At 73.4% G+C, this 19,088-nt stretch carries 18 protein-coding genes and 2 pseudogenes; 9 read left to right on the forward strand and 11 right to left on the reverse strand.

Features of this window, described 5'->3' with window-relative positions; genetic code table 11:
* Positions 1-257: 257 nt before the first annotated feature.
* Positions 258-779 carry a hypothetical protein gene (locus tag BM048_RS08730; RefSeq protein ID WP_090032403.1) on the reverse strand — a complete coding sequence of 174 codons (522 nt, stop codon included), beginning with the start codon at positions 777-779 and terminating at the stop codon, positions 258-260.
* Positions 780-902: 123 nt separating this feature from the next.
* Entirely contained in the window at positions 903-1,598 is a 696-nt protein-coding gene (locus BM048_RS08735) for an SDR family NAD(P)-dependent oxidoreductase (protein WP_090032405.1), read from the reverse strand.
* A gap of 115 nt (positions 1,599-1,713) precedes the next feature.
* Here BM048_RS08735 and BM048_RS08740 point away from each other — a divergent pair, with 115 nt between their 5' ends.
* Genes BM048_RS08740 through BM048_RS08755 form a run of 4 tightly spaced genes read left to right on the forward strand, consistent with a single transcriptional unit; the run spans position 1,714 to position 4,514 of the window.
* Positions 1,714-2,601: a helix-turn-helix transcriptional regulator gene (locus BM048_RS08740; RefSeq protein WP_239078923.1), complete on the forward strand. Its 888-nt coding sequence runs from the start codon at positions 1,714-1,716 to the stop codon at positions 2,599-2,601.
* 41 nt (positions 2,602-2,642) lie between these two features.
* Positions 2,643-3,758 carry a DNA glycosylase AlkZ-like family protein gene (locus BM048_RS08745; protein ID WP_239078924.1) on the forward strand — a complete coding sequence of 372 codons (1,116 nt, stop codon included), beginning with the start codon at positions 2,643-2,645 and terminating at the stop codon, positions 3,756-3,758.
* Positions 3,759-3,816: 58 nt separating this feature from the next.
* Positions 3,817-4,131 (forward strand): helix-turn-helix domain-containing protein, encoded by a 315-nt coding sequence (locus tag BM048_RS08750; protein WP_090032408.1) that lies wholly within the window; start codon positions 3,817-3,819, stop codon positions 4,129-4,131.
* Positions 4,128-4,514, forward strand: a complete 387-nt coding sequence (locus BM048_RS08755; protein WP_090032410.1) for a VOC family protein — start codon at positions 4,128-4,130, stop codon at positions 4,512-4,514. The genes BM048_RS08750 and BM048_RS08755 overlap by 4 nt, the downstream gene beginning before the upstream one ends.
* 42 nt (positions 4,515-4,556) lie before the next feature.
* On the opposite strand, the gene BM048_RS08760 is transcribed toward BM048_RS08755, so the two are convergent.
* The 4 genes from BM048_RS08760 to BM048_RS08775 are packed head-to-tail and all read right to left on the reverse strand — an operon-like array spanning position 4,557 to position 9,677.
* A complete protein-coding gene (locus BM048_RS08760) occupies positions 4,557-6,227 on the reverse strand; it encodes a dipeptide ABC transporter ATP-binding protein (protein WP_090032411.1) in 1,671 nt (556 codons plus the stop codon).
* Complete coding sequence (locus BM048_RS08765) at positions 6,224-7,141, reverse strand: ABC transporter permease (RefSeq protein ID WP_203708933.1); 918 nt, start codon at positions 7,139-7,141, stop codon at positions 6,224-6,226. Before BM048_RS08765 ends, BM048_RS08760 begins: the two co-directional genes overlap by 4 nt.
* Positions 7,138-8,097 carry an ABC transporter permease gene (locus BM048_RS08770; protein ID WP_090032412.1) on the reverse strand — a complete coding sequence of 320 codons (960 nt, stop codon included), beginning with the start codon at positions 8,095-8,097 and terminating at the stop codon, positions 7,138-7,140. Before BM048_RS08770 ends, BM048_RS08765 begins: the two co-directional genes overlap by 4 nt.
* The gene (locus tag BM048_RS08775; protein WP_090032414.1) at positions 8,094-9,677 is read right to left on the reverse strand and encodes an ABC transporter substrate-binding protein; all 1,584 of its coding nucleotides are present in this window, start codon (positions 9,675-9,677) and stop codon (positions 8,094-8,096) included. Before BM048_RS08775 ends, BM048_RS08770 begins: the two co-directional genes overlap by 4 nt.
* Positions 9,678-9,747: 70 nt before the next feature.
* On the opposite strand from BM048_RS08775, the gene BM048_RS08780 reads away from it, so the two are divergent.
* Positions 9,748-10,542, forward strand: coding sequence for a DUF1028 domain-containing protein (locus BM048_RS08780; protein WP_239078925.1), 795 nt, complete (start codon positions 9,748-9,750; stop codon positions 10,540-10,542).
* 136 nt (positions 10,543-10,678) lie between these two features.
* Positions 10,679-12,211 carry a CBS domain-containing protein gene (locus BM048_RS08785; RefSeq protein ID WP_090032416.1) on the forward strand — a complete coding sequence of 511 codons (1,533 nt, stop codon included), beginning with the start codon at positions 10,679-10,681 and terminating at the stop codon, positions 12,209-12,211.
* Positions 12,212-12,285: 74 nt separating this feature from the next.
* On the opposite strand, the gene BM048_RS08790 is transcribed toward BM048_RS08785, so the two are convergent.
* Genes BM048_RS08790 through BM048_RS08795 form a run of 3 tightly spaced genes read right to left on the reverse strand, consistent with a single transcriptional unit; the run spans position 12,286 to position 14,502 of the window.
* Entirely contained in the window at positions 12,286-12,867 is a 582-nt protein-coding gene (locus tag BM048_RS08790) for a helix-turn-helix domain-containing protein (RefSeq protein WP_239078926.1), read from the reverse strand.
* 40 nt (positions 12,868-12,907) lie between these two features.
* The gene (locus BM048_RS18735) at positions 12,908-14,119 is read right to left on the reverse strand and encodes a M48 family metalloprotease (RefSeq protein ID WP_239078927.1); all 1,212 of its coding nucleotides are present in this window, start codon (positions 14,117-14,119) and stop codon (positions 12,908-12,910) included.
* On the reverse strand, positions 14,116-14,502 hold the full coding sequence (locus BM048_RS08795) for a hypothetical protein (RefSeq protein WP_090032419.1): 387 nt from the start codon (positions 14,500-14,502) through the stop codon (positions 14,116-14,118). The genes BM048_RS18735 and BM048_RS08795 overlap by 4 nt, the downstream gene beginning before the upstream one ends.
* A gap of 122 nt (positions 14,503-14,624) precedes the next feature.
* Between BM048_RS08795 and BM048_RS08800 the strand changes: the two genes are divergently transcribed.
* Both BM048_RS08800 and BM048_RS19155 read left to right on the forward strand, forming a co-directional pair.
* Complete coding sequence (locus tag BM048_RS08800; protein WP_139224377.1) at positions 14,625-15,500, forward strand: DUF429 domain-containing protein; 876 nt, start codon at positions 14,625-14,627, stop codon at positions 15,498-15,500.
* A gap of 104 nt (positions 15,501-15,604) precedes the next feature.
* Positions 15,605-16,288 (forward strand): annotated as a pseudogene (locus tag BM048_RS19155) (PQQ-dependent sugar dehydrogenase); the annotation flags it as partial.
* 83 nt (positions 16,289-16,371) lie between these two features.
* On the opposite strand, the pseudogene BM048_RS08805 reads toward BM048_RS19155, so the two are convergent.
* Positions 16,372-17,358 (reverse strand): annotated as a pseudogene (locus tag BM048_RS08805) (MalY/PatB family protein); the annotation flags it as partial.
* Positions 17,359-17,630: 272 nt separating this feature from the next.
* Here BM048_RS08805 and arr point away from each other — a divergent pair.
* Positions 17,631-18,101, forward strand: coding sequence for an NAD(+)--rifampin ADP-ribosyltransferase (gene arr / locus BM048_RS08810; RefSeq protein ID WP_090032502.1), 471 nt, complete (start codon positions 17,631-17,633; stop codon positions 18,099-18,101).
* Positions 18,102-18,111: 10 nt separating this feature from the next.
* Here the strand turns inward: arr and BM048_RS08815 are convergent, their stop codons facing one another.
* Positions 18,112-19,038 (reverse strand): nuclease-related domain-containing protein, encoded by a 927-nt coding sequence (locus BM048_RS08815; protein ID WP_090032424.1) that lies wholly within the window; start codon positions 19,036-19,038, stop codon positions 18,112-18,114.
* Between the last annotated feature and the right edge of the window lie 50 nt (positions 19,039-19,088).

Here is a 19,088-nt window from a genome sequence, read left to right on the forward strand (position 1 = left end):
GCCGGTGCCGACGGTCCTCGCTGCCGGTGCGGCCGGGAAGGGTCCTAGCACCCGTACGTCTGAGGTCTGCTAGGCCAGGGGTGCCCAGCGCGCCCACTCCTCCGGCGGGGCCAGGTCGAGTACTCCCGCGTGCTTGGCGGCGGGGCGGAACGTACTCGTCCGCCGTGGCACGCCTCGCGTCACGCCCGTGGACCGCCAGCGTGAGGACGGCGCCGAGACCACCCGTTCGGCCCAGGGGCGCCGCCGCTCCTCAGGGCTCAGTCGTCGGTCGCGGAGCCCGTCGCCGCGGTCAGCGCCTGCACCACCGTGTCCGCGCGCTCGCCCTCGTAGACCACCATCGCCTGGAAGGTGCTCTTCGCCTTGTGCCCCAACGCCTCGCTGAGCAGCGCGTACGGCAGCTCGACCGGGCGGTAGTCCTCCACCGCGTACTGGAACTCGTAGAGGCCCTTCTCCTCGTCGGGCGTCCAGAGCGCCGCGGCGAAGCGGTCGTTGCTGAACTGGTAGCCGATGCGCCCCAGCGCCCAGATCCCGCCACCGCCGGTGAACACCACGAGGTCGCCCTCGGTGACCTTCTTGTACTTGGGCAGGTTGGCGCGGTACGTGCCCCAGATGCGCGCCTCGGTCTCGTAACGGCGCTGCAGCGCCATGCGCTGGTCGGCGACGAGGGTCGGGAGGAGGTCGGGGCGATCGGCCCACACGACCGGGTTCTTCAGGGAGACGTCGGCGTTGACGAGGCCGTCGCCCTTGCCCTGCGAAGGATGGATGAGCACGGCGGTCATGGGACCCCTGTCTGACGGTGCGGCACGGCGGGACGCCGGCACCCCAGCCTCCCACGCACCCGCCCGTCGCTGCTCGGGCGACGGGCGCCCCGGGGCGACGACCCCTCGTCGCCCCGGCGGTCCTCACCAGGCCAGGACGCCGTGGCGGTCCTGCAGGGTCCCCGTCGGGCCGTCGGGGCCGACGGTCGCCATGGCGACGATGGCGTCCGTGCCCTCCTCGAGCGTCTGCGGGCCGCTGTTGCCGTTGAGGTCGGTGGCCGTGTAGCCCGGGTCGACGGCGTTGATGCGCAGATCGGGGAGGGCCCGCGCGTACTGCACCGTGAGCATCGTGACGGCCGACTTGGACGCGGTGTAGAACGGCGCGACGACCCTCGACTCGATGCGGCTCTCGTCGTGCACCGTGGCGAAGGAGCCCAGCCCGCTGGTCACGTTGACGACGACCGGGGCCGACGAGCGGCGCAGCAGCGGCAGGAACGCCTGCGTCGTGCGGACGACACCGAGGACGTTGGTGGCGAAGACGGTCTCGGCGTCGGCGGCGGTGAGCTCGGTGACGGGCGCCGCCGAGCCGGCGATCCCCGCGTCGTTGACGAGGACGTCGAGCACGCCCTCGTGGGCCTCGACGTCGGCGACGGCGGCGGCGACGGACGCGTCGTCGGTGACGTCGAGCGGGACGAAGCGGGCGCCGAGGGCGTCCGCGGCCGCCCGTCCGCGCTGGGGGTCGCGCGCGCCGACGAGGACGGTGTGGCCGAGGGCGAGCAGACGGCGGGCGGCCTCGTGGCCGAGACCCTTGTTGGCGCCGGTGATCAGGGTGGTGGTCATGGCGTCCACCCTCCGGGCACGCCGCGGTGGCGGCCAGTGCCCCCGGCGTCGGTAGGACCGGTGATACCACCGTCGGGGCTGCCGCCGTGGTGGTGCCCGGGGCGGGGATGGGCGCGTGACGGACACGGTGACCGAGACGCTCGGCACGGCGCTGCGGCGGTGGCGGGACCGGCTGGACCCGGCGGACGTCGGGCTGCCGGCGGGGCGGCGTCGCGCGCGCGGGCTGCGGCGCGAGGAGCTGGCGCAGCTCGCCGGCCTGTCGGTGGACTACGTCGTGCGGCTGGAGCAGGGGCGCGCGTCGCACCCGTCGGCCCAGGTCATGGGAGCGCTGGCCCGGGCGCTGCAGCTGTCCGACGACGAGCGCGACCACCTGCACGTCCTGGCCGGCCTGCTGCCTCCGCGCCCGACGACGGTCTCCACGCACCTGCCGCCGGGGATCGTGCGGCTCGTCCACCGGCTGACCGAGCTGCCGCTCGCGGTGTTCAGCGCGTCGTGGGACCTCGTCACCTGGACGCCGCTGTGGGCGGCGCTGCTCGGCGACCCGGGCGCCCTGCCCGAGGGCGAGCGCAACCTGGTCCGCACCTGGTTCCTCGGCACCGGCCCGCTGGCCGTCCGGTCGTCCGTCGGCGAGCCCGGCTCCGACCCCGACGTCGAGCACATCGCCGCGTTCGAGGCCGCGCTCGTGGCGGACCTGCGCGTGGCGGCGGGCCGCTACCCCGACGACCGCGCGCTGCGGGCCCTCGTCGCCGAGCTGCACGCCGGCAGCCCGCGGTTCGCGCGCCTCTGGGACAGCGGCGCGACAGGCGAGCACCAGTCCGCGTCCAAGACCGTCCACCACCCGGTGGTCGGTCCCATCGCGCTGGACTGCGACGTCCTCACCGTCCCGGGATCTGACCTCAAGGTCGTCGTCCACTCGGCGCCGGCCAGCAGCTCCGCCGCGCAGGCCCTCGAGCTCCTGCGCGTGACGGGCGGGCTGCCGGTCCGCGCCGCGACGGGCGTGTGACGCCTGGCGACGACGAGGGCCGCGGCACGAGGATGGCCGGCGTGGAGCCCCACCGGCTGACGCAGGAGCAGGCGCGACGGGTCGCCGTGCGGGCGCAGCTGCTCGACGAGCCGCGGCCCGACGACGTGCTCGAGGTCGTCGAGCACCTGACCCTGCTGCAGGACGACCGCACGGCGGCCGTCGCGCCGAGCGCCGACCACGTGCTGTGGAGCCGGCTGGGGTCGGGCTACGCGCCGGAGGAGACGGCGGCGCTCCTGGCGCAGCACGTCCTCGTCGTGCTGGACGGGAGGATCCGGCCCGCCGAGGACGTGGCCCTGTACCGCGCCGAGATGGCTGCGTGGCGCGACGGGCAGGGGCTGCTGCCCTACCAGGAGGCCGCCCGGACGTGGCTCCTCGACAACCACGCGTGCCGGGCGGACATCCTCGCGCGGCTCGCGGCCGACGGGCCGCTGCCCGCCCGCGCCCTGCCGGACACGTGCGTGCGGCCGTGGCGCTCGTCGGGCTGGAACGACGCCCGCAACGTGCGCCGGATGATCGACGCGATGGTCGCCGCGGGCGAGGTCGCCATGGCCGGCCGCCGCGGCCGCGACCCCTTGTGGGACCTCGCCGAGCGCGTCTACCCGGACGCGCTGGTCGTGCCGCTCGACGAGGCGCGCCGCGAGCGGGACCGCCGTCGGCTCCGCGCGCTCGGCCTGGCTCGGCCGAAGGCGCCGCGCACGCCGCAGGAGCCCGACGACGTCGGCGCGGTGGGGGAGCCGGTGGCCGTGAAGGGGGTGCCGGGCGAGTGGCGCGTCGACCCGTTCGTGCTGGGCACCTTCGACGCGGAGCCCTTCGTCGGGCGGACCGTGCTCCTGTCGCCGCTGGACCGGCTCGTGTTCGACCGCGTGCGCATGGCCGCGCTGTTCGCCTTCGACTACGCCCTCGAGATGTACAAGCCGGCGGCGCAGCGGCGGTGGGGCTACTGGGCGCTGCCGGTCCTGCACGGCGACCGCCTCGTCGGGAAGGTGGACGCCACCGCCGACCGCAAGGCCGGTGTCCTGCGCGTCGACGCGGTCCACGAGGACGAGGCATTCGACGCGGACCTCACCGCCGCGGTGCAGGAGCAGGTCGAGGACCTCGCCAGGTGGCTGGACCTGGAACCCCTGCATGCCCGCTGACAGGCTGGGTTTCTGCGGGTCCTCGACAGGCAAGTAGGTGCTTGCCTATGGTGAATACGTGCCCGATCCTCTCCGGGCGTTCGCGGACCCGACGCGGCGCGCGCTCCTCACCGAGCTACGTGCCCGCGACGGTCAGACGCTGTTCGAGCTGTGCACGCGGCTCGCCCAGCACCACGGCCTGACACCGACGCGGCAGGCCGTCTCCCAGCACCTCGACGTGCTGGCGGAGGCGGGCCTCGTCCGCCGGCACAAGGTCGGCCGCACCCTCGTGCACGAGGTCGACCTCACCCCGCTGCGGCAGGCGCTCGCGCCGTGGGCCGACCTCCTGCTGCCCGACCCTCTGCCCGACGACGCCCCCGGAGGCCAGCCGTGAAGATCCACCTGCTCAGCATCCACGTCGACGACCAGGCCAAGGCGCTCGCCTTCTACACCGACTTGCTGGGCTTCCTGCCGAAGAACGACATCCCGATGGGTGAGCACCGCTGGCTCACCGTCGTGTCGCCGGACGCCCCGGACGGCGTCGAGCTGGTCCTCGAGCCCGACGAGCACCCCGCCGCGAAGGCCTACACCGCCGCGCTCGTGGCCGACGGCATCCCCATCACGAGCTTCGCGGTCGACGACGTCGTCGCGGAGCACGCCCGCCTCGAGGCGCTCGGCGTCCGCTTCACGCAGCCGCCGGTCGACCTGGGGCCGGTGATCACCGCCGTGCTCGACGACACCTGCGGCAACCTCGTGCAGATCGCGCAGCTGCGCTGAGCGGGGCCGCCCGACGCGTCACCGGACGGCGCCGGGGACGCGTCAGGCCGGCTCCGGGGCGCCGCGCGGCCGCACCGGCGGGATCGCGGCCAGCAGCGCGCGCGTGTAGGGCTCCCGCGGGTCGGCGAAGAGCTGCCGCGCGGGCCCCTGCTCGACGACGCGCCCCCGCTGCAGGACGAGCACGTCGTGGCTGACCCGTTCGACGACCGCGAGGTCGTGCGCGATGAACAGGTACGTCAGCCCGAGCTCGGCCTGGAGCCGGGCGAGCAGCTCGAGCACGCGCGCCTGGATGGACACGTCGAGGGAGGCCGTCGACTCGTCGAGGACGACGAGCTCCGGCTCCAGCGCGAGCGCCCGGGCGATGGACACCCGCTGGCGCTGCCCGCCCGACAGCTCGTGCGGGTAGCGGTCGGCCCAGCCCGCGGGCAGGTCGACGAGCTCCAGGAGCTCCCCGACGCGCCGCCGCACGCCGTCTCGGCCCCGCGCCAGCCCGTGCACCTGCAGCGGCTCCGCGATGGACGTGCCGACCGTCGAACGCCCGTTGAGCGACGAGAACGGGTCCTGGAACACCATCGCGATCCGGCGGCGCAGGGCCTTGAGCGCCGCGCCGCGCTGCCCGAGGACGTCGACGCCGTCGAGGTCCACCCGCCCGGCGCGCGGGGCGACGAGGCCGGTGAGCACATGCGCGATCGTCGACTTGCCCGAGCCGGACTCCCCGACGACGCCGAGCGTGTGCCCGCGCCGCACGGTGAAGGAGACGTCGTCGACGGCGTGCACGTGGGTGCGGCCCGTCGGCGTCACCACCGGGAACCGCACGTCGAGCCCCTCGACGGTCAGCAGCGGGGCGGCGGCCGGGTATGCCGGCGCCGGGTGCGACTGCCCGAGCAGGGGCCGGGCCGCGAGCAGCTCGCGCGTGTAGGCGTGCTGCGGCCGGTCGACGAGGTCGAGGACCGGCCGGCTCTCGACCTGCTCGCCGGCGCGCAGCACGGTGACGTCGTCGGCGACCTGCCCGATGAGCCCGAGGTCGTGGCTGATCCACACCACGGCCGTGCCGCGGTCGTGCTGCAGCGCCTGCACCAGCGCGACGATTTGCGCCTGCGTGGTGACGTCGAGCGCGGTGGTCGGCTCGTCGGCGATGAGGAGGGCCGGGTCGCACGCGAGCGCCACGGCGATCATCACGCGCTGGCGCTGCCCGCCGGAGAGCTGGTGCGGGTAGGCGTCCAGCCGGGCGGCGGGCTCGGGGATGCCGACGGCCTCGAGCAGCTCGAGCGCGCGCGTCCGGGCCTGGCGCGGGGTCATCCCGCGGTGCGCCTCGAGGCTCTCGCCGATCTGGCGGCCGAGCGGGAGGACCGGGTTGAGCGAGGTCGAGGGGTCCTGGAAGACGAACCCGACGCGGTCGCCGTGCACCCGGCGCAGGGTCCGCGCGGACGCGCCGACGAGCTGCGTGCCGGTGGTGCCGGCGCCGGCGCCGGCCACAGCCGGGCTCCCCGCGGCACCGGGCGCCGGCGCCAGCACGCTGGACCCCGTCACCACCGCGCCCGGCGCGTCGAGCAGCCCCGTCGCTGCCAGCACGGTCATGGACTTGCCGGAGCCGGACTCGCCGACGATGCCCAGCGTCTGGCCGGGCTCCACCGCGAAGGACACACCGCGCACGATCTCGGCGGTGCCGATCGAGACCCGCAGGTCCTGCACGGCCAGGACGGGCGCGCTCATCGTCGGGCCTCCCGCAGCAGGCGGCGCGTGCGCAGGAGGCTGCGCTGTCGCGGGTCGAGGACGTCGCGCAGCCCGTCGCCGAGCAGGTTGAACGCCAGGACGCTGACGAAGATGGCCAGCCCGGGGAACAGCGCCATCCACCACGCCTGCGCGAGGAAGCCCTGCGCGTCGAACAGCATGCGCCCCCACGACGGCCGCGGCGGCTGCACCCCGAGGCCCAGGAAGGACAGCGCCGCCTCGGACAGGATGCCGAAGGCGATCGACAGCGACGTCTGCACGATCACCGGCCCCGCGATCCCGGGCAGCACGTGCCGCCGCAGGATGAGCGCGTGCCCGGTGCCCATCGTCCGCGACACCTGGACGTACGGCTCGACGCGCACCGCCAGCGCGGAGGCCCGCGCCACGCGCGCGAAGATCGGCGTGTAGACGATGCCGATCGCGAGCTGCGTCGTCGTCAGCCCCGGGCCGAGCACGGCGACGATCGCCAGCGCCAGCAGCATGACGGGGAACGCGAACATGACGTCGACGACGCGCATGAGCACGGTGTCGAGCCACCCGCCCGCGTACCCGGACACGATGCCGACGCCCACCCCGACGACGAGCGCGAACGCCACGGCGACGAGCGCGACCTGCAGCGACACCCGCGTGGCGACGAGGGTGCGGGACAGGACGTCGCGGCCCAGGTCGTCCGTGCCGAACCAGTGGGCGCCGGACGGCGGCTGCAGCGCGGCCGGCACGTCGACGGCGTTGACCGGGTAGGGCGCGAGCGTCGGGCCGAGCAGGGCGACGACGAGCACGACGAGCAGCACCACCGCGCTGACGACGTTGACCGGGCTGTCGAGGAGCAGGCGCCAGCCGGCGGCGGGACGGCCCGTCGCGGTGGCGGCCCGCTCGTCGGGCACGAGCGCGGTCACGAGAGCCGGATCCGCGGGTCGACGAGCGAGTACAGGACGTCGACGACGAGGTTGACCAGCAGGAACAGCACCGCGACGAGCAGCACCGCACCCTGCACGAGCGCGTAGTCGCGCGAGGCCACCGCGTCGTAGGTCAGCCGCCCGAGCCCTGGCCACGCGAACACCACCTCGACGACGACCACGCCGCCGAGGATCGTCGCGAGCTGGATGCCGGTGATGGTGAGGATCGGGATGAGCGCGTTGCGCACGACGTGCCGCCGCATGACCACGGACGCCGGCAGCCCCTTCGAGCGGGCGGTGCGCACGTGGCCGGCGTGCGCCACGTCGAGCACCGCCGTGCGGATGTACCGCGTCATGATCGCGGCGGCAACGAGCCCGACGGTCAGCCCCGGCAGCGCCACGTGCCGCCCCCACTGGACGGGGTCGTCGGACAGCGCGGCGTAGCCGGACGTGGGCAGCAGCCCGAGGCCGAGCGCGACGCCGACGATGAGCAGCTGCCCGAGCCAGAAGTCCGGCACCGACACCCCCGCCTGGCTGGTGACCCGGACGATCGCGTCGGACACGCGCCCCTCGTGCAGCCCCGACCAGATGCCGGCGGGCAGGGCGACGAGGAGCGCCACGACGAGCCCCACCACCGCCAGCGACACCGTCGCCGGCAGGCGGTCGAGCAGCGTCAGCGTGACCGGCTGCCCGGTCCGGAAGCTCACGCCCAGGTCGCCGGTCAGCGCGTTCCCGACGTAGGAGAGGAACTGCGTCGCGAGCGGCCGGTCGAGCCCGCTCGCCGCGCGCAGCGCCTCGTACGACTCCTGCGTGTACCGCGTGCCCAGCGCGATGCGCACGGGGTCGCCGGGCACGAGGTGCACGAGCGCGAACACCACGACGAGCACGCCGAGCAGCACCACGAGCGAGTGCAGCAGCCGCCGTCCGAGGAACCGGGCGACCCCGCCGAGGGTCACCCCTCCGCCAGGGTCACGTCCCGGAAGCGGATGGCCCGGTCGGAGCGGGCCGTGTAGCCGCCGAGGTCGGTGGACCACGCCTGGATGACGGACGGGTTGTAGAGGTAGATGTAGCTGCCCTCGTCGGCGATCGTCGTCGCGGCCTGGGCGTACAGCTCCTTGCGCGCCTCGGTGTCCGTCTCGGTGCGGGCGGCGTCGAGCCACTCGTCGACCTGCGGGTTGGAGTAGCCCTGGGCGTTGGACCCGCCGTCGGTGTGGTGCTGGGAGTAGTAGAAGTCGTCGGGGTCGATGTTCCCGAGCCAGCCCATCATCAGCAGGTCGAAGTTGCCGCTGTTCTGCTCGTCGAGCCAGGTGGCGAAGTCGACCGTGCGGATGTTCACCGTGATGCCGAGCGGCTCGAGGTCGCTGGCGATGATCTGCGCGGCGGTCACGGTCTCGGGGTAGTCGCTCGTCGCGAGGAAGTCGATGGACACGCCGCCGGTGACGCCGGCCTCGGCGAGCAGCTGCTGCGCGCGGGCCTCGTCGTGGGAGTAGGTGTCGTACTCCGTGTACCAGACCGACTCCTGCGGGATGGCGAGCTGGTTCTCCGCGGCCGTCCCGTAGCTGACGGCCTGGAGGATCGCGTCGCGGTCGATGGCGTAGGCGATGGCCTGACGGGCCGCGACGGTGTTCCACGGGGCCTTCGCCTCGTTGAGCGCGAGGTACCAGTAGTCGTTCGACGGGGTCACGCCGACCTCGACGCCCTCGGCGCCCTGCAGCGTCTCGAGCTGCTGCGCCGGGATGGAGTCCGTCCAGTCGATCTCGCCGTTCTGCAGGGCGGCGATGGCGGTGCTGCCCTCGGAGACGAAGGTGTAGTGCACCCCGCCGATCTCCGGCGCGCCGCCCCAGTAGTCGGGGTTGGCGACGAGGTCGATGGAGTCGCCGGGCGTGTAGTCGGCGAGGCTGAACGGGCCGGTGCCGATGGGCTTCGTCGTGATGTCGCCGGACTCGACGTTCGCCTGGTCGACGATGGCCAGGCCCTTGAAGCCGCCCAGGCTCGACAGGAGGTTCGGCGTCGGGGCGGAGACCGTGATGGTGACCGTGGAGTCGTCGGTGGCGACGACGTCGGTGACCGAGCCGAACTTCCACGCGTTCGACAGCTCGTCGTCGACGATGCGGTCGTAGGAGTAGACGACGTCCTCGGCCGTGAAGTCGCTGCCGTCGTGGAAGGTCACGCCGTCGCGCAGGTGGAAGGTCCAGGTCAGGCCGTCCTCGCTGGTCTCCCAGGACTCGGCGAGCGCCGGCTGCATCTCGAGGTTCTCGTCGGGCTCGACGAGGGTGTCGAAGACGTTCTCCAGCACCTCGAAGGAGAAGTACGACGAGGTCGACTGCGGGTCGAGCTGGTCGGGCTCGCCGGCGATGGCCGCGCGCAGGACGGGCCCGGTGGCCTCGCCGCCGGCGGCGCCCGAGGCACCACCCGCCGTGTCGCCGTCGAGGTCGACCGCCTCGCCGCCTCCGGAGCACGCGGTGAGCAGCAGGAGTCCGGCGGTGATCCCGGCGAGGCCGGCGGTCAGCGCTCGGGGGCGGGAGGTGCGTCGCATGGTGTCTCCGGTGCTCGTGACGGCGGTGGTGTCGGCCGCCGAGCGGGCGCGTCCATCACCAGACTGATCGTTGCATCAGCATGGCCCGCCACCCCAGAATCGGACAAGCGTCGCGGGCAGGTCGAAACAGGACTGCAACATCGGGGGTCCCGCGGCCCCGCCCTCCGCGGCGCGACGAGACCAGGAGCCTGCGCTGACCTTCACGATCCTCGCCCTCGACCGGCAGGCCGGGCTCCTCGGCGGGGCGACGGCCAGCCGGTCGCTCGCGGCCGCCAACGCGGTGCTGGCGGTCGCGCCGCACCTCGGCGCCGCGGCGAGCCAGGCCTGGACCAACCGCCGGCTGCGCGGGCGGCTGCTCGGTGCGCTCGCGGCCGGCGACGAGCCCGCCCGCGCCGTCGAGCGCGTGCCGGAGTGGGACCCGGAGCCCGAGCTGCGCCAGGTCGCTGTGCTGGCCCTCGACGGCCGCGCCGCGCACCGGACCGGCACCGACTGCACGGCGTGGGCGGGCGGCCGGGCACGCACGGACCTCGTCGTCGTGGGGAACCTGCTGGCCGGGCCGCAGGTGCTGGACGCGATGGTGGAGGCGTGGGACGCCTCCGGCGCGGCCTGGCCGGAGGCCGTCGCCCCCGTCGACGTCACCGAGGGCTTCGCGCGGCGGCTCGTCGCGGCGCTCCGGGCGGGGGAGGAGGCCGGCGGGGACCTGCGCGGCCGGCAGAGCGCGGGGGTCGCCGTCGCGCGGACCGGGGACGAGCGTCTGTGGCCGCCGCAGCTCGCCGTCGACCTGCGGTGCGACGACGGGCCGGACCCGATCGAGGAGCTGGACCGGCTCCTGCGCCTGCCGGGCGCGGTGGTGCCGGCGGTCTAGTCCGTTGAAATCTGCAAGCGTCAAGGGGCCCAGATGAGAGGTCCCGGCGGTAGCGTCGGGCGCATCTGGGGTGAAGAGTCGCGCTTCGGACCTCTTCGCCGCGTCAGACTTCTCTGTGCCACGAAGGAGTGTGCTTGTGCGCGCGTGGATGATTCGTGCCGGTCGCAACGGCGAGCGGGAAGAAGCCGCGTTGACTGGCGACAGAGCCATCGCCGGGTGGGACGAAACAGGGGATCTTGCTCCCTTCGACGACCGCACCTCGCTGCGTGATTACCTGAGGACGGTCTACCCGGAAGCGTCTCCCGCTCTGCTGGCTAATTGGACGGGTCAGCTGTGGCGCTTCATCGCCGAGATCGCGATAGGCGATCTTGTGGTCATGCCATGCAGGTCTGGGGAGCAGCCAGAACTGGCCGTCGGAGAGGTGATTAGCGGCTACTTCTTCGACGCTGAGGCGGCGGACGGGTTCCGGCATTGCATCGGAGTGAAGTGGCTGCAGCGTGTCGAGCGGTCCGTCTTCGAGAGGGACCTCCTCGACAGTATGGGTGCTCTGCTCACCATCTTCGAGCTCCGTCGACACGACGCAGCGAAACGGGTCGCCGACGTCGCGGCTGGTGGGGAGGATCCTGGCTGGCGGGCTGGAGAAGACGAGGCCAGCGGGATTGCCACGATCGATGACTTGGTCGCTCGAGTCACGAGCTCCACCGGTCCCATCGAGATGTCGATCCGGCAGATCCTCGGTCTATGGGGCGTGGAGCGAAGGACTGATTCATCAGTAGCACTGGTCGAGCAAGGTCTTGCTGATGAAGGCCTCGTCGTCACTCCAGGTCTTTCCCAGGGCTGGCTAGACAATGCAGTTCGCGTCGCAGAGGTTGACGCGCAAGCCGCCACGCGTGCTGACGCTCAATCTTCGCTGGGAGGGCTCGAGGAGGTGCGACCTGCTCCAGTCTCGGTCACGATCAGCACGCTGCCAAGTGCCCGTTCGGCTGTGACGGCAGTTGGAGTCAATGACACGCTGGAACTGGCTATCACTTTGCTACTTCAGCACGACTACTCACAGCTGCCGGTTCTTAATGAGAACGGGGACATTGTAGGCATCGTCAGTTGGGAGACCATCGGGAAGGCAAGGCTGTCCAAGGATGCACCGGCGCTTGTCGATGCGACTGCCCCAGCCCGGACGGTGACGCTTGATGCGGAGTTGCTTGGCGTCGTCTCAGAGGTGGCGACGCGTGACTTCGTGCTTGTCCGAGCGAGTGACTCGTACAAGGCGATCGGCATCGTGACCGTCGCGGACCTATCGAGGCAATTCCAGATTATGGCTCGTCCCTTCGCGTTGATCGAAGAGATCGAGAGACGACTGCGACGGCGAGTGGACGAGCGCGTACCCCTGGCGGCCATGCAGGCTGCGGTTGGGAACGCAAAGGCGGCAGCAAAGATTGAAGGCGCTGCGAGCCTTACTATGGGAAACTACAAGCATCTTCTCGCTTCTGAGGAAACCTTCCGACTCCTCGGATGGCCGCTGGATCATGATCGATTCTTCCAACTTCTCTGCACCGTTCACAAGATGCGGAACAACCTGATGCACTTCTCAACAGATCCGGTCGAGGAACCGACGATGAAAGAGGCGCAGGCCTTCCTAGAAATCCTGCGAACGGTCGATCCGAGGCAATAGCCACTCCCGCGCCAGCCGGGCTGCTCAATCAAATGGTGCCGCCCGAAAACACTTCCTGCCATAGCGAAGGGCCGTCAGGACTCGAGCGGGGTCACCGAACCGAGGACGACCGTGACGTCCTCGTGGGCGTTGGCCCACCAGTGCGGCGTGGAGCAGCCGTAGGTCATGGCGTCGCCGGGGCCCAGCTCGACCTCGCGCTCGCCGTGCACCACGCGCAGGCGACCCTGCTCGACGAGGACCGACTCCGTGCCGAGGTGCCGGAACGGCCGGCCCTCGTTGGTGAAGCCGACAGGCAGCGTCGAGCGGATGAGCTGGAGGTTCGACTGCATGCGCGGGCTGAGCAGCTCGCGCACGGGCGGGGCCGGCGTGCCGGGGACCTCCGGCAGCGTGTAGCGCTCGTCCGCGCGGACGACGGCCTCGTCGCCCCCGAGGCGCGAGAGGAGCTGCGGGAGCGTGACCTGCAGGGCGCGGGCCAGCCGGTGCAGGGACGTGAAGCTGGGGTTGCCCTTGCCGCGCTCGAGCTCGCTAATGAGGCCGAAGCTGACGCCGGACCTCTCGCTGACCGTCTTGACCGACAGGCCCTGCCGCCGCCGCTCGATCTTCAGCGCGGCGCCGAGCGCGGCGATCTCGAGCTGGGTGTCGTCGGGCTCGGCCACGGCGTCGAGGGTAACCAGCGGCGGCTCGTTGCTCGTCGCCTCAGGCGAAGCCCGGGCCGTGCCCGCCCGTCGGCGGCCGCCCCGCAGGCCCAACTGCCGCCATGTGCTCGGCGTGGAACGCGGTGTCTCGCAGGAATCGCTGCCTGATGAGGTCGAAGGTTCTTGAGAAGTACTCGAGGCCTGCGTCGCCGGGTGCGGCGCGGGCCACGGTCGCTTCGAGCGTGCTGCGACGCATGCTGATCGACGGGTACGCGCCGTCGGTGCCTGCATTCTCCTGCTCGAGGAAGAAGCGTCCGAAGCCGGCCTCGGCGTCCCCGGTCGCGAGGACGTGGACGCTGAGGTCGAAGGCCTCCCACGCGAGGAAGAACTGCCAGGCGCCGAGCATGCTCACGCCCAGCGGGATGCCGCGGCCGGTCCGCAGCGTCCAGGCGGCGATGCTCGCGCCGAGCTCGTCGGCCTGGAGCTCCTGCCACGCCCGCGTCGGCGCCCGGGCGAACCCCAGCCGCTCGACCGCGGGACGCGGCGGGCCGTCGTGCGACATCTCGTAGTGCGCCATCTCGTGCCCGAGGACGAACATCAGCGCGGCGTCGAGCAGCAGCGTGAAGTGCGCGTACCGCTCGGGCGCGACGGGGTAGGAGCCACCGGTGACGTCGGTCCGCATCTCGGCGAGGCTGACGGCCGCCTCGGCGAACGTCCGCACGGTGCGGTCGGGCTCGCTGTGCATGCGGTTCTCGATCACCCAGGTCATCTCGTGCGCCGAGGGACGTTCGACGAACCAGCCGATCGGCACCACCGCCGCGATCGACCGCGCCACGAGGTCCAGGTACAGCGGGAAACGGTGGTGCAGCAGGACGAGGTACGCGTCGTCGACGCCGGTGTCCTCCTGCGTCCGCGCGAAGAAGAACGGCGTCCGCGCGAGCAGCGCGACCACCGGCGCGCCGGCGGGCTGCCCGCCGAGCGCGCGGACGGCTCCTTCCCGCAGCTCGCCCACGAGACCCTCCAGGTAGGGGCTGCGCCCGGGCTGCTCGCCGGCCATGTCGAGCCGGATCCGCTCGAGGAGGACTTCCTCGGTGGGCAGCTGCCCGTCCCAGGCCGGGTCCGCGCGCAGCCGGTGCATGACCTCGGCGACGCGGTCCTCCGCCGTGCCGGGCGTGGTGGCGAGGCGGTCCTCGTCGTACTGCTGCGCCACCCACGCGCGCAGGACCGCGGCCGCGTCGTCGAGGCGCCGGCGGTGCGCCTCGTCGTCGCTCACCGACGGCCCTTGACCAGCTCCGTCAACGCCCCTGCCAGCCCGTCGCCGCGGTCCAGCGTCACGGGTCGGCCCTCACGCCCGACGACGACGACCGACCCCGGCGGCAGCGCGCGGTCTGGACGGATGCTCAGCTCGTCGGCCGAGGCGTCCACGACGACCCCGCGCCGGAAGCGCCCGATCACCGCGAGGATGCCGTTGACGGCGACGGACGCCGCCGCGGCGGTGACGACGAGCTCCTGCACCAGCGGCAGCATCTCGGCGACGCCCCGCGGCGGCGCGGCGTGCACCTCGGTCGTCGCGAGCCCGAGCGTGCCGAGCTGCTCGACGAGGGCGTCCGCGTCCTGCGACGTCAGCTCGTCGTGGGCGTCGAAGTAGAAGCGCATCGCGGTCGACCTCCGGTGGCGGCTCCGAGCCCCGATCGTGGCACGGCCCGCCGGTCGGAGGACAGGGGCCGGCGCACGGATCCGCGCTGCCGCTCGGTGTGGCCGTCGGGTAGACAGGGTCGGTGACGCGCTACGTCGGGATCGACCTGGCCTGGGGACCGCGGGCTCGGACGGGTATGGCGGTGCTCGACGAGGACGGGCGGCTCGTCCACTCGAGCAGCGTGGTCACCGACGCCGAGATCGATGCGGTCCTCGGGGCGCACACGCACGGCGCGGAGGTCGTCGCCGCGATCGACGCGCCGCTCGTCGTGCCCAACCTGACCGGCATGCGCGACGCCGAGCGGCTCGTGACGCAGCACTTCGGCCGGTACTCCGCGGGGGCGTACCCGGCCAACCGGAGCAACAAGAACTTCGACCCGCCGCGCGGCGAGCTGCTCGCGCAGCGGCACGGGTGGGACGTCGACCCGGAGGTGCGGCCCGCCGCCGGGCGGTCGGTGGCCATCGAGGTCTACCCGCACCCCGCGATGGTCGTGCTGTTCGAGCTGGAGCGCGTGCTGCCGTACAAGTCGAAGCCCGGGCGGGACGTCGCGTCGCGGTCCGTCGCCTGGCAGGCGCTGCTCGACGCGCTCGAACGCGTGACCGGGCCGCTCCTCGCGCTCACGGAGAACCGGAGGTGGCAGGAGTTGCGGACGGCGGTCGCAGAGGCACGCCGTCCCTTCGAGCTCGACCGCGTCGAGGACGAGGTCGACGCGATCCTCTGCGCGTACCTCGCGTGGCTGTGGCACCACGACCGCGACCGCATGGTCGTGCTGGGCACGGCGCGCGACGGCTACATCGTCGTCCCCGGCCTCCCCGGAGACATCAGCGCCAGCACGGGAGGTGCGGAGCGAGAGCAGCGAGCCGTCGACGCGCTGCTCGTCGAGATGCCGTTCCTCACCCGCGAGGCGGCCGAGCGGGCGGTGGCGGTCGTCGGGCGCGAGCTCGAGGCGCTGCCCTGAGAGCAGCCGCACGCGTCCGGTCTGGGCGCCACCTGCCGGTCGGGTGACGATGGCGTATGCGTCGCGCACCCGCCCTCGTTGGCTGCCTCGTCGGGAGTGCCCTGATGCTGGCGGGGTACACGGGGACGACGACGGAGGCGGGGCAACCCGTGGCCACCGCGACGCCCGGCGCGACGACGAGCGCCGGGACCGCGCCGGCGCTGCGGGTCGAGACCGTCCTCGACGGGCTGGACCACCCGTGGGACGTGGCGCAGGCGCCGGACGGGACGCTGCTCGTCGACGAGCGCACCGGCGGGTTCACGGCCGTGCGGCCGGACGGGACCGTCGTCGAGGTCGACGCCGACCTCGACGACCTGTGGGCGCGCGGCGAGACGGGTCTCATGGGGCTGGTCCTCGACCCCGCCTTCGACGAGAACCGACGGCTCTACACGTGCCAGGGCTTGAGGGACGGCGGCGCTGACGGCGGGCCGGGCATCGAGGTCGTCGCGTGGACGGTGGCGGCGGACTGGTCGTCGGCGGAGCGCGTCGCCGACCCCCTCGTCGGGGGCATCCCGGTCAACGCGGACAGCGGCCGTCACGGCGGGTGTCGCCTGCGGTTCGACCCGGCGGGGGCGCTGCTGGTCGGCACGGGCGACAACGCGGTGGGCACGAACCCGCAGGACCGCGCGACGACGGCCGGGAAGCTCCTGCGCGTCGACCCCGCGACGGGCGAGGCGTGGCCGACCAACCCGTTCCTCGGCGACCCGGACGCGTCGCCCCTCGTCGTGCAGACCGGGCACCGCAACGTGCAGGGCATCGCGGTGCGGCCGGGAAGCGGGCAGGTGTTCACGGCGGAGCACTCCCGGAGCAGGGGGCGCGGCAGCGCGAACACGAAGCGCGTGTGCCCCGCCCCGACGGCGCCGCACGCCAGCCCGTCGGTCATCGCGACGCCGGCGTGCTCGCGGTACCACTCGCCGAGGTCGCCCGTCAGGGCGGTGGCGCGGAAGTCCATCCAGGCGATGTACGTCCCCTCGGGCACGGTCACGCGCACGCCCGGGAGGTGCTCGGCGACCAGCTCCGCCAGGAGGCGGCGGTTCCCGTCGAGGTAGTCCACGACGCCGTCCAGCCAGCGGCGCCCGGCGGTGTAGGCGGCGGTGTTGCCGATGACGCCGAGGTTGGCGGTCCCGTGGCCGGCCATGAACCCGAACGTCTGCCAGTGCGCCTCGTCGGCCTCGTTGGTGAGGATCACCTGCGCGCACTTCAGCCCCGCGAGGTTCCAGGCCTTGCTGGCGGAGACGGCCGTGACCGTGTGGGCGGCGGCCGCGGGGGACACGGACGCGTAGGGGACGTGGCGGCCCTCGCCGTAGACGATGGGCGCGTGGATCTCGTCGGAGAAGACGCGGCCGCCCGCCCGCCCGACGACCTCCGCCAGCGCCTCCAGCTCCTCGCGGCGGTACACGGTCCCCAGCGGGTTGTGCGGGTTGCACAGCACGAACAGCCCGGCGCCGTCGGCGAAGGCGCGCTCGACGGCGTCGAGGTCGATGTGGAGCCGACCGTCCCGCTCCACCGACGGCACCTGGACCACCTCGCGTCCGTGCAGCTCGGGCACCTCGAGGAACGGCATGCAGGCCGGGGTGGGCACGATCACCGCCGAGCCGGGGGCCGTGAAGTGGTCCATCGTGAGCTCGAAGGCCGCGAGGACGTCGGGCACGTGGTGCACCCACGCGTCGGGCACCCGCAGGCCGAAGGAGTCGGCGTACCAGTCCGCCGTGGCGGTGGCCAGCCCGTCGGCAAGCGCGGGCGGGAGGTAGCCGGTGACGGCCCGGTCGAGGGACGCGTGCAGCGCCTGGCTCACCTCGGGCGCGAGGCCGAAGTCCATCTCGGCGACGAACGCGCCGATCGTGCCGGGGAACGTCGTCCACTTGAGGCTGCCGCGCTCGCGGAGCTCGTCGGCCGTGATGGCGTCGAGGTCAGGTCGGTCCACGGGTCCTCCAGGGCTCCGGCGCGAGCAGCTCCGCCACTCTCTCAACCCGCGTGCCACGCCGCAGCCCCGACGGCATGCTGACCACGGGCCGTCCGTCGGCGGCGGTGGCGCGGTGAGGGGGCGACGAGGTGACGCCGAAGGAGCAGGCCGCCGGGGCGGAGGCGCCGGTGGAGGCGGGCGACGAGAAGCACGTCCCCGTCACCTTCGCGACATGCGAGGACGTCGCGGGGCCGTTCTTCCATGGCACGCGCGCGCTGCTGGCGCCGGGCGACGAGCTCGTCGCCGGGCGGGAGTCCAACTTCCGCGCCGGCCTGCTCATGCGTCACGTCTACTTCACGTCCGTCCTCGAGACGGCGGTGTGGGGCGCGGAGCTGGCGACGGCGCTCGCGGGCGACGAGGGGCCGGCCGGTCGGGGGCACGTCTACGTCGTCGAGCCGCTCGGCCCCTTCGAGGACGACCCGAACGTCACCGACAAGCGGTTCCCGGGCAACCCGACGCGGTCCTACCGCACGCGCGACCCGCTGCGGGTGGTGGCCGAGATGGCGGACTGGCCCGCGCACGAGCCGGAGGTCCTGCAGCGCATGCTCGACGGGCTCGCGGCCCTGCGCGCGTCCGGTCGGGACGTCATCGAGGACTGAGACCGCCGCGTCAGGGCGCCGGCGCGGCTGCGACCTCGACGGGCACGGCGGTGGCGGCCGGGGTCGGTGTCAGGCCCTCGGTGAGCTGCGACGTCATCGCGCCGAGCAGGGTCGGGAGCACGTTGAGCAAGAACATCACCGCCGCAATCGTCAGCCCGAGTTGGAGCAGCCCGGCGACCAGGCGCCTGCGCCGGGACGGCCGAGGACGAGGGCTACGTCGCGGAGCACGCGACGACGGCGCCGTCGTCGGCCGGCGCCTCGACGCACGACCGGCGGGCCGCGGTGCCGGGGACATCCCGGTGTGCGCCGCCCGCACCGGCCGGTCGAGCTGGCCGCCCAGGTGCCGGCCGATGTCGGCGACCTCGTAGGGATCGAGCCGCGGCCCGAGGGTCGCCAGGTGCGCGACGAGGTGCGCCCGGCCCACGACCGTCACCCCGGAGGCGAGCACGACCGGCTCCAGGCCCTGCCCCTGCCCGGCCAGGCAGAGCACGCCGCGCGCGGCCGTCCGGTGCTGCGGCGCGAGCATCGCGGTGACGGCCGCGGTGGCGGCGGCGACGCCCTCCACGGCCTCGTCGCGCCGGTAGCCGTTCTGCCGCAGCTCGCCGTCGCGGACGGTGACCGTCCCGTTCCAGTTCTTCGCGTCGACGACGACGACGCCGCCAGGCCCGAGCGCGACGTGGTCGAGGTTCGCCTGCGGCCGGCCCGGCCAGCGCACGTCGTGCAGCGCGGTCCACCCGCGGTCCGCCAGCCCCAGCAGGGTGTCGGCGACCTGCCGCTCCCCGTCCGCACCCGTGGTCCACGCGTGGACGAGGCCCTCGGCGCTGCGCAATGCACGAGCGGACTCCTCCGTCGCCGCGAGCGCGTGCTCGGCGCGCAGCCGCTCGAGCCGCCGCTGGTGCCGCGCCGCCTGCTCGTCGGCGCCGTCGCCTGCCTGCATGTCCGCCCCCCGGTCGGTGCGTGCGAGCTTCGGCGCGGTCGTCGTCGACC

This window comes from Cellulomonas marina (assembly GCF_900111925.1).
GTDB lineage: Bacteria > Actinomycetota > Actinomycetes > Actinomycetales > Cellulomonadaceae > Cellulomonas > Cellulomonas marina.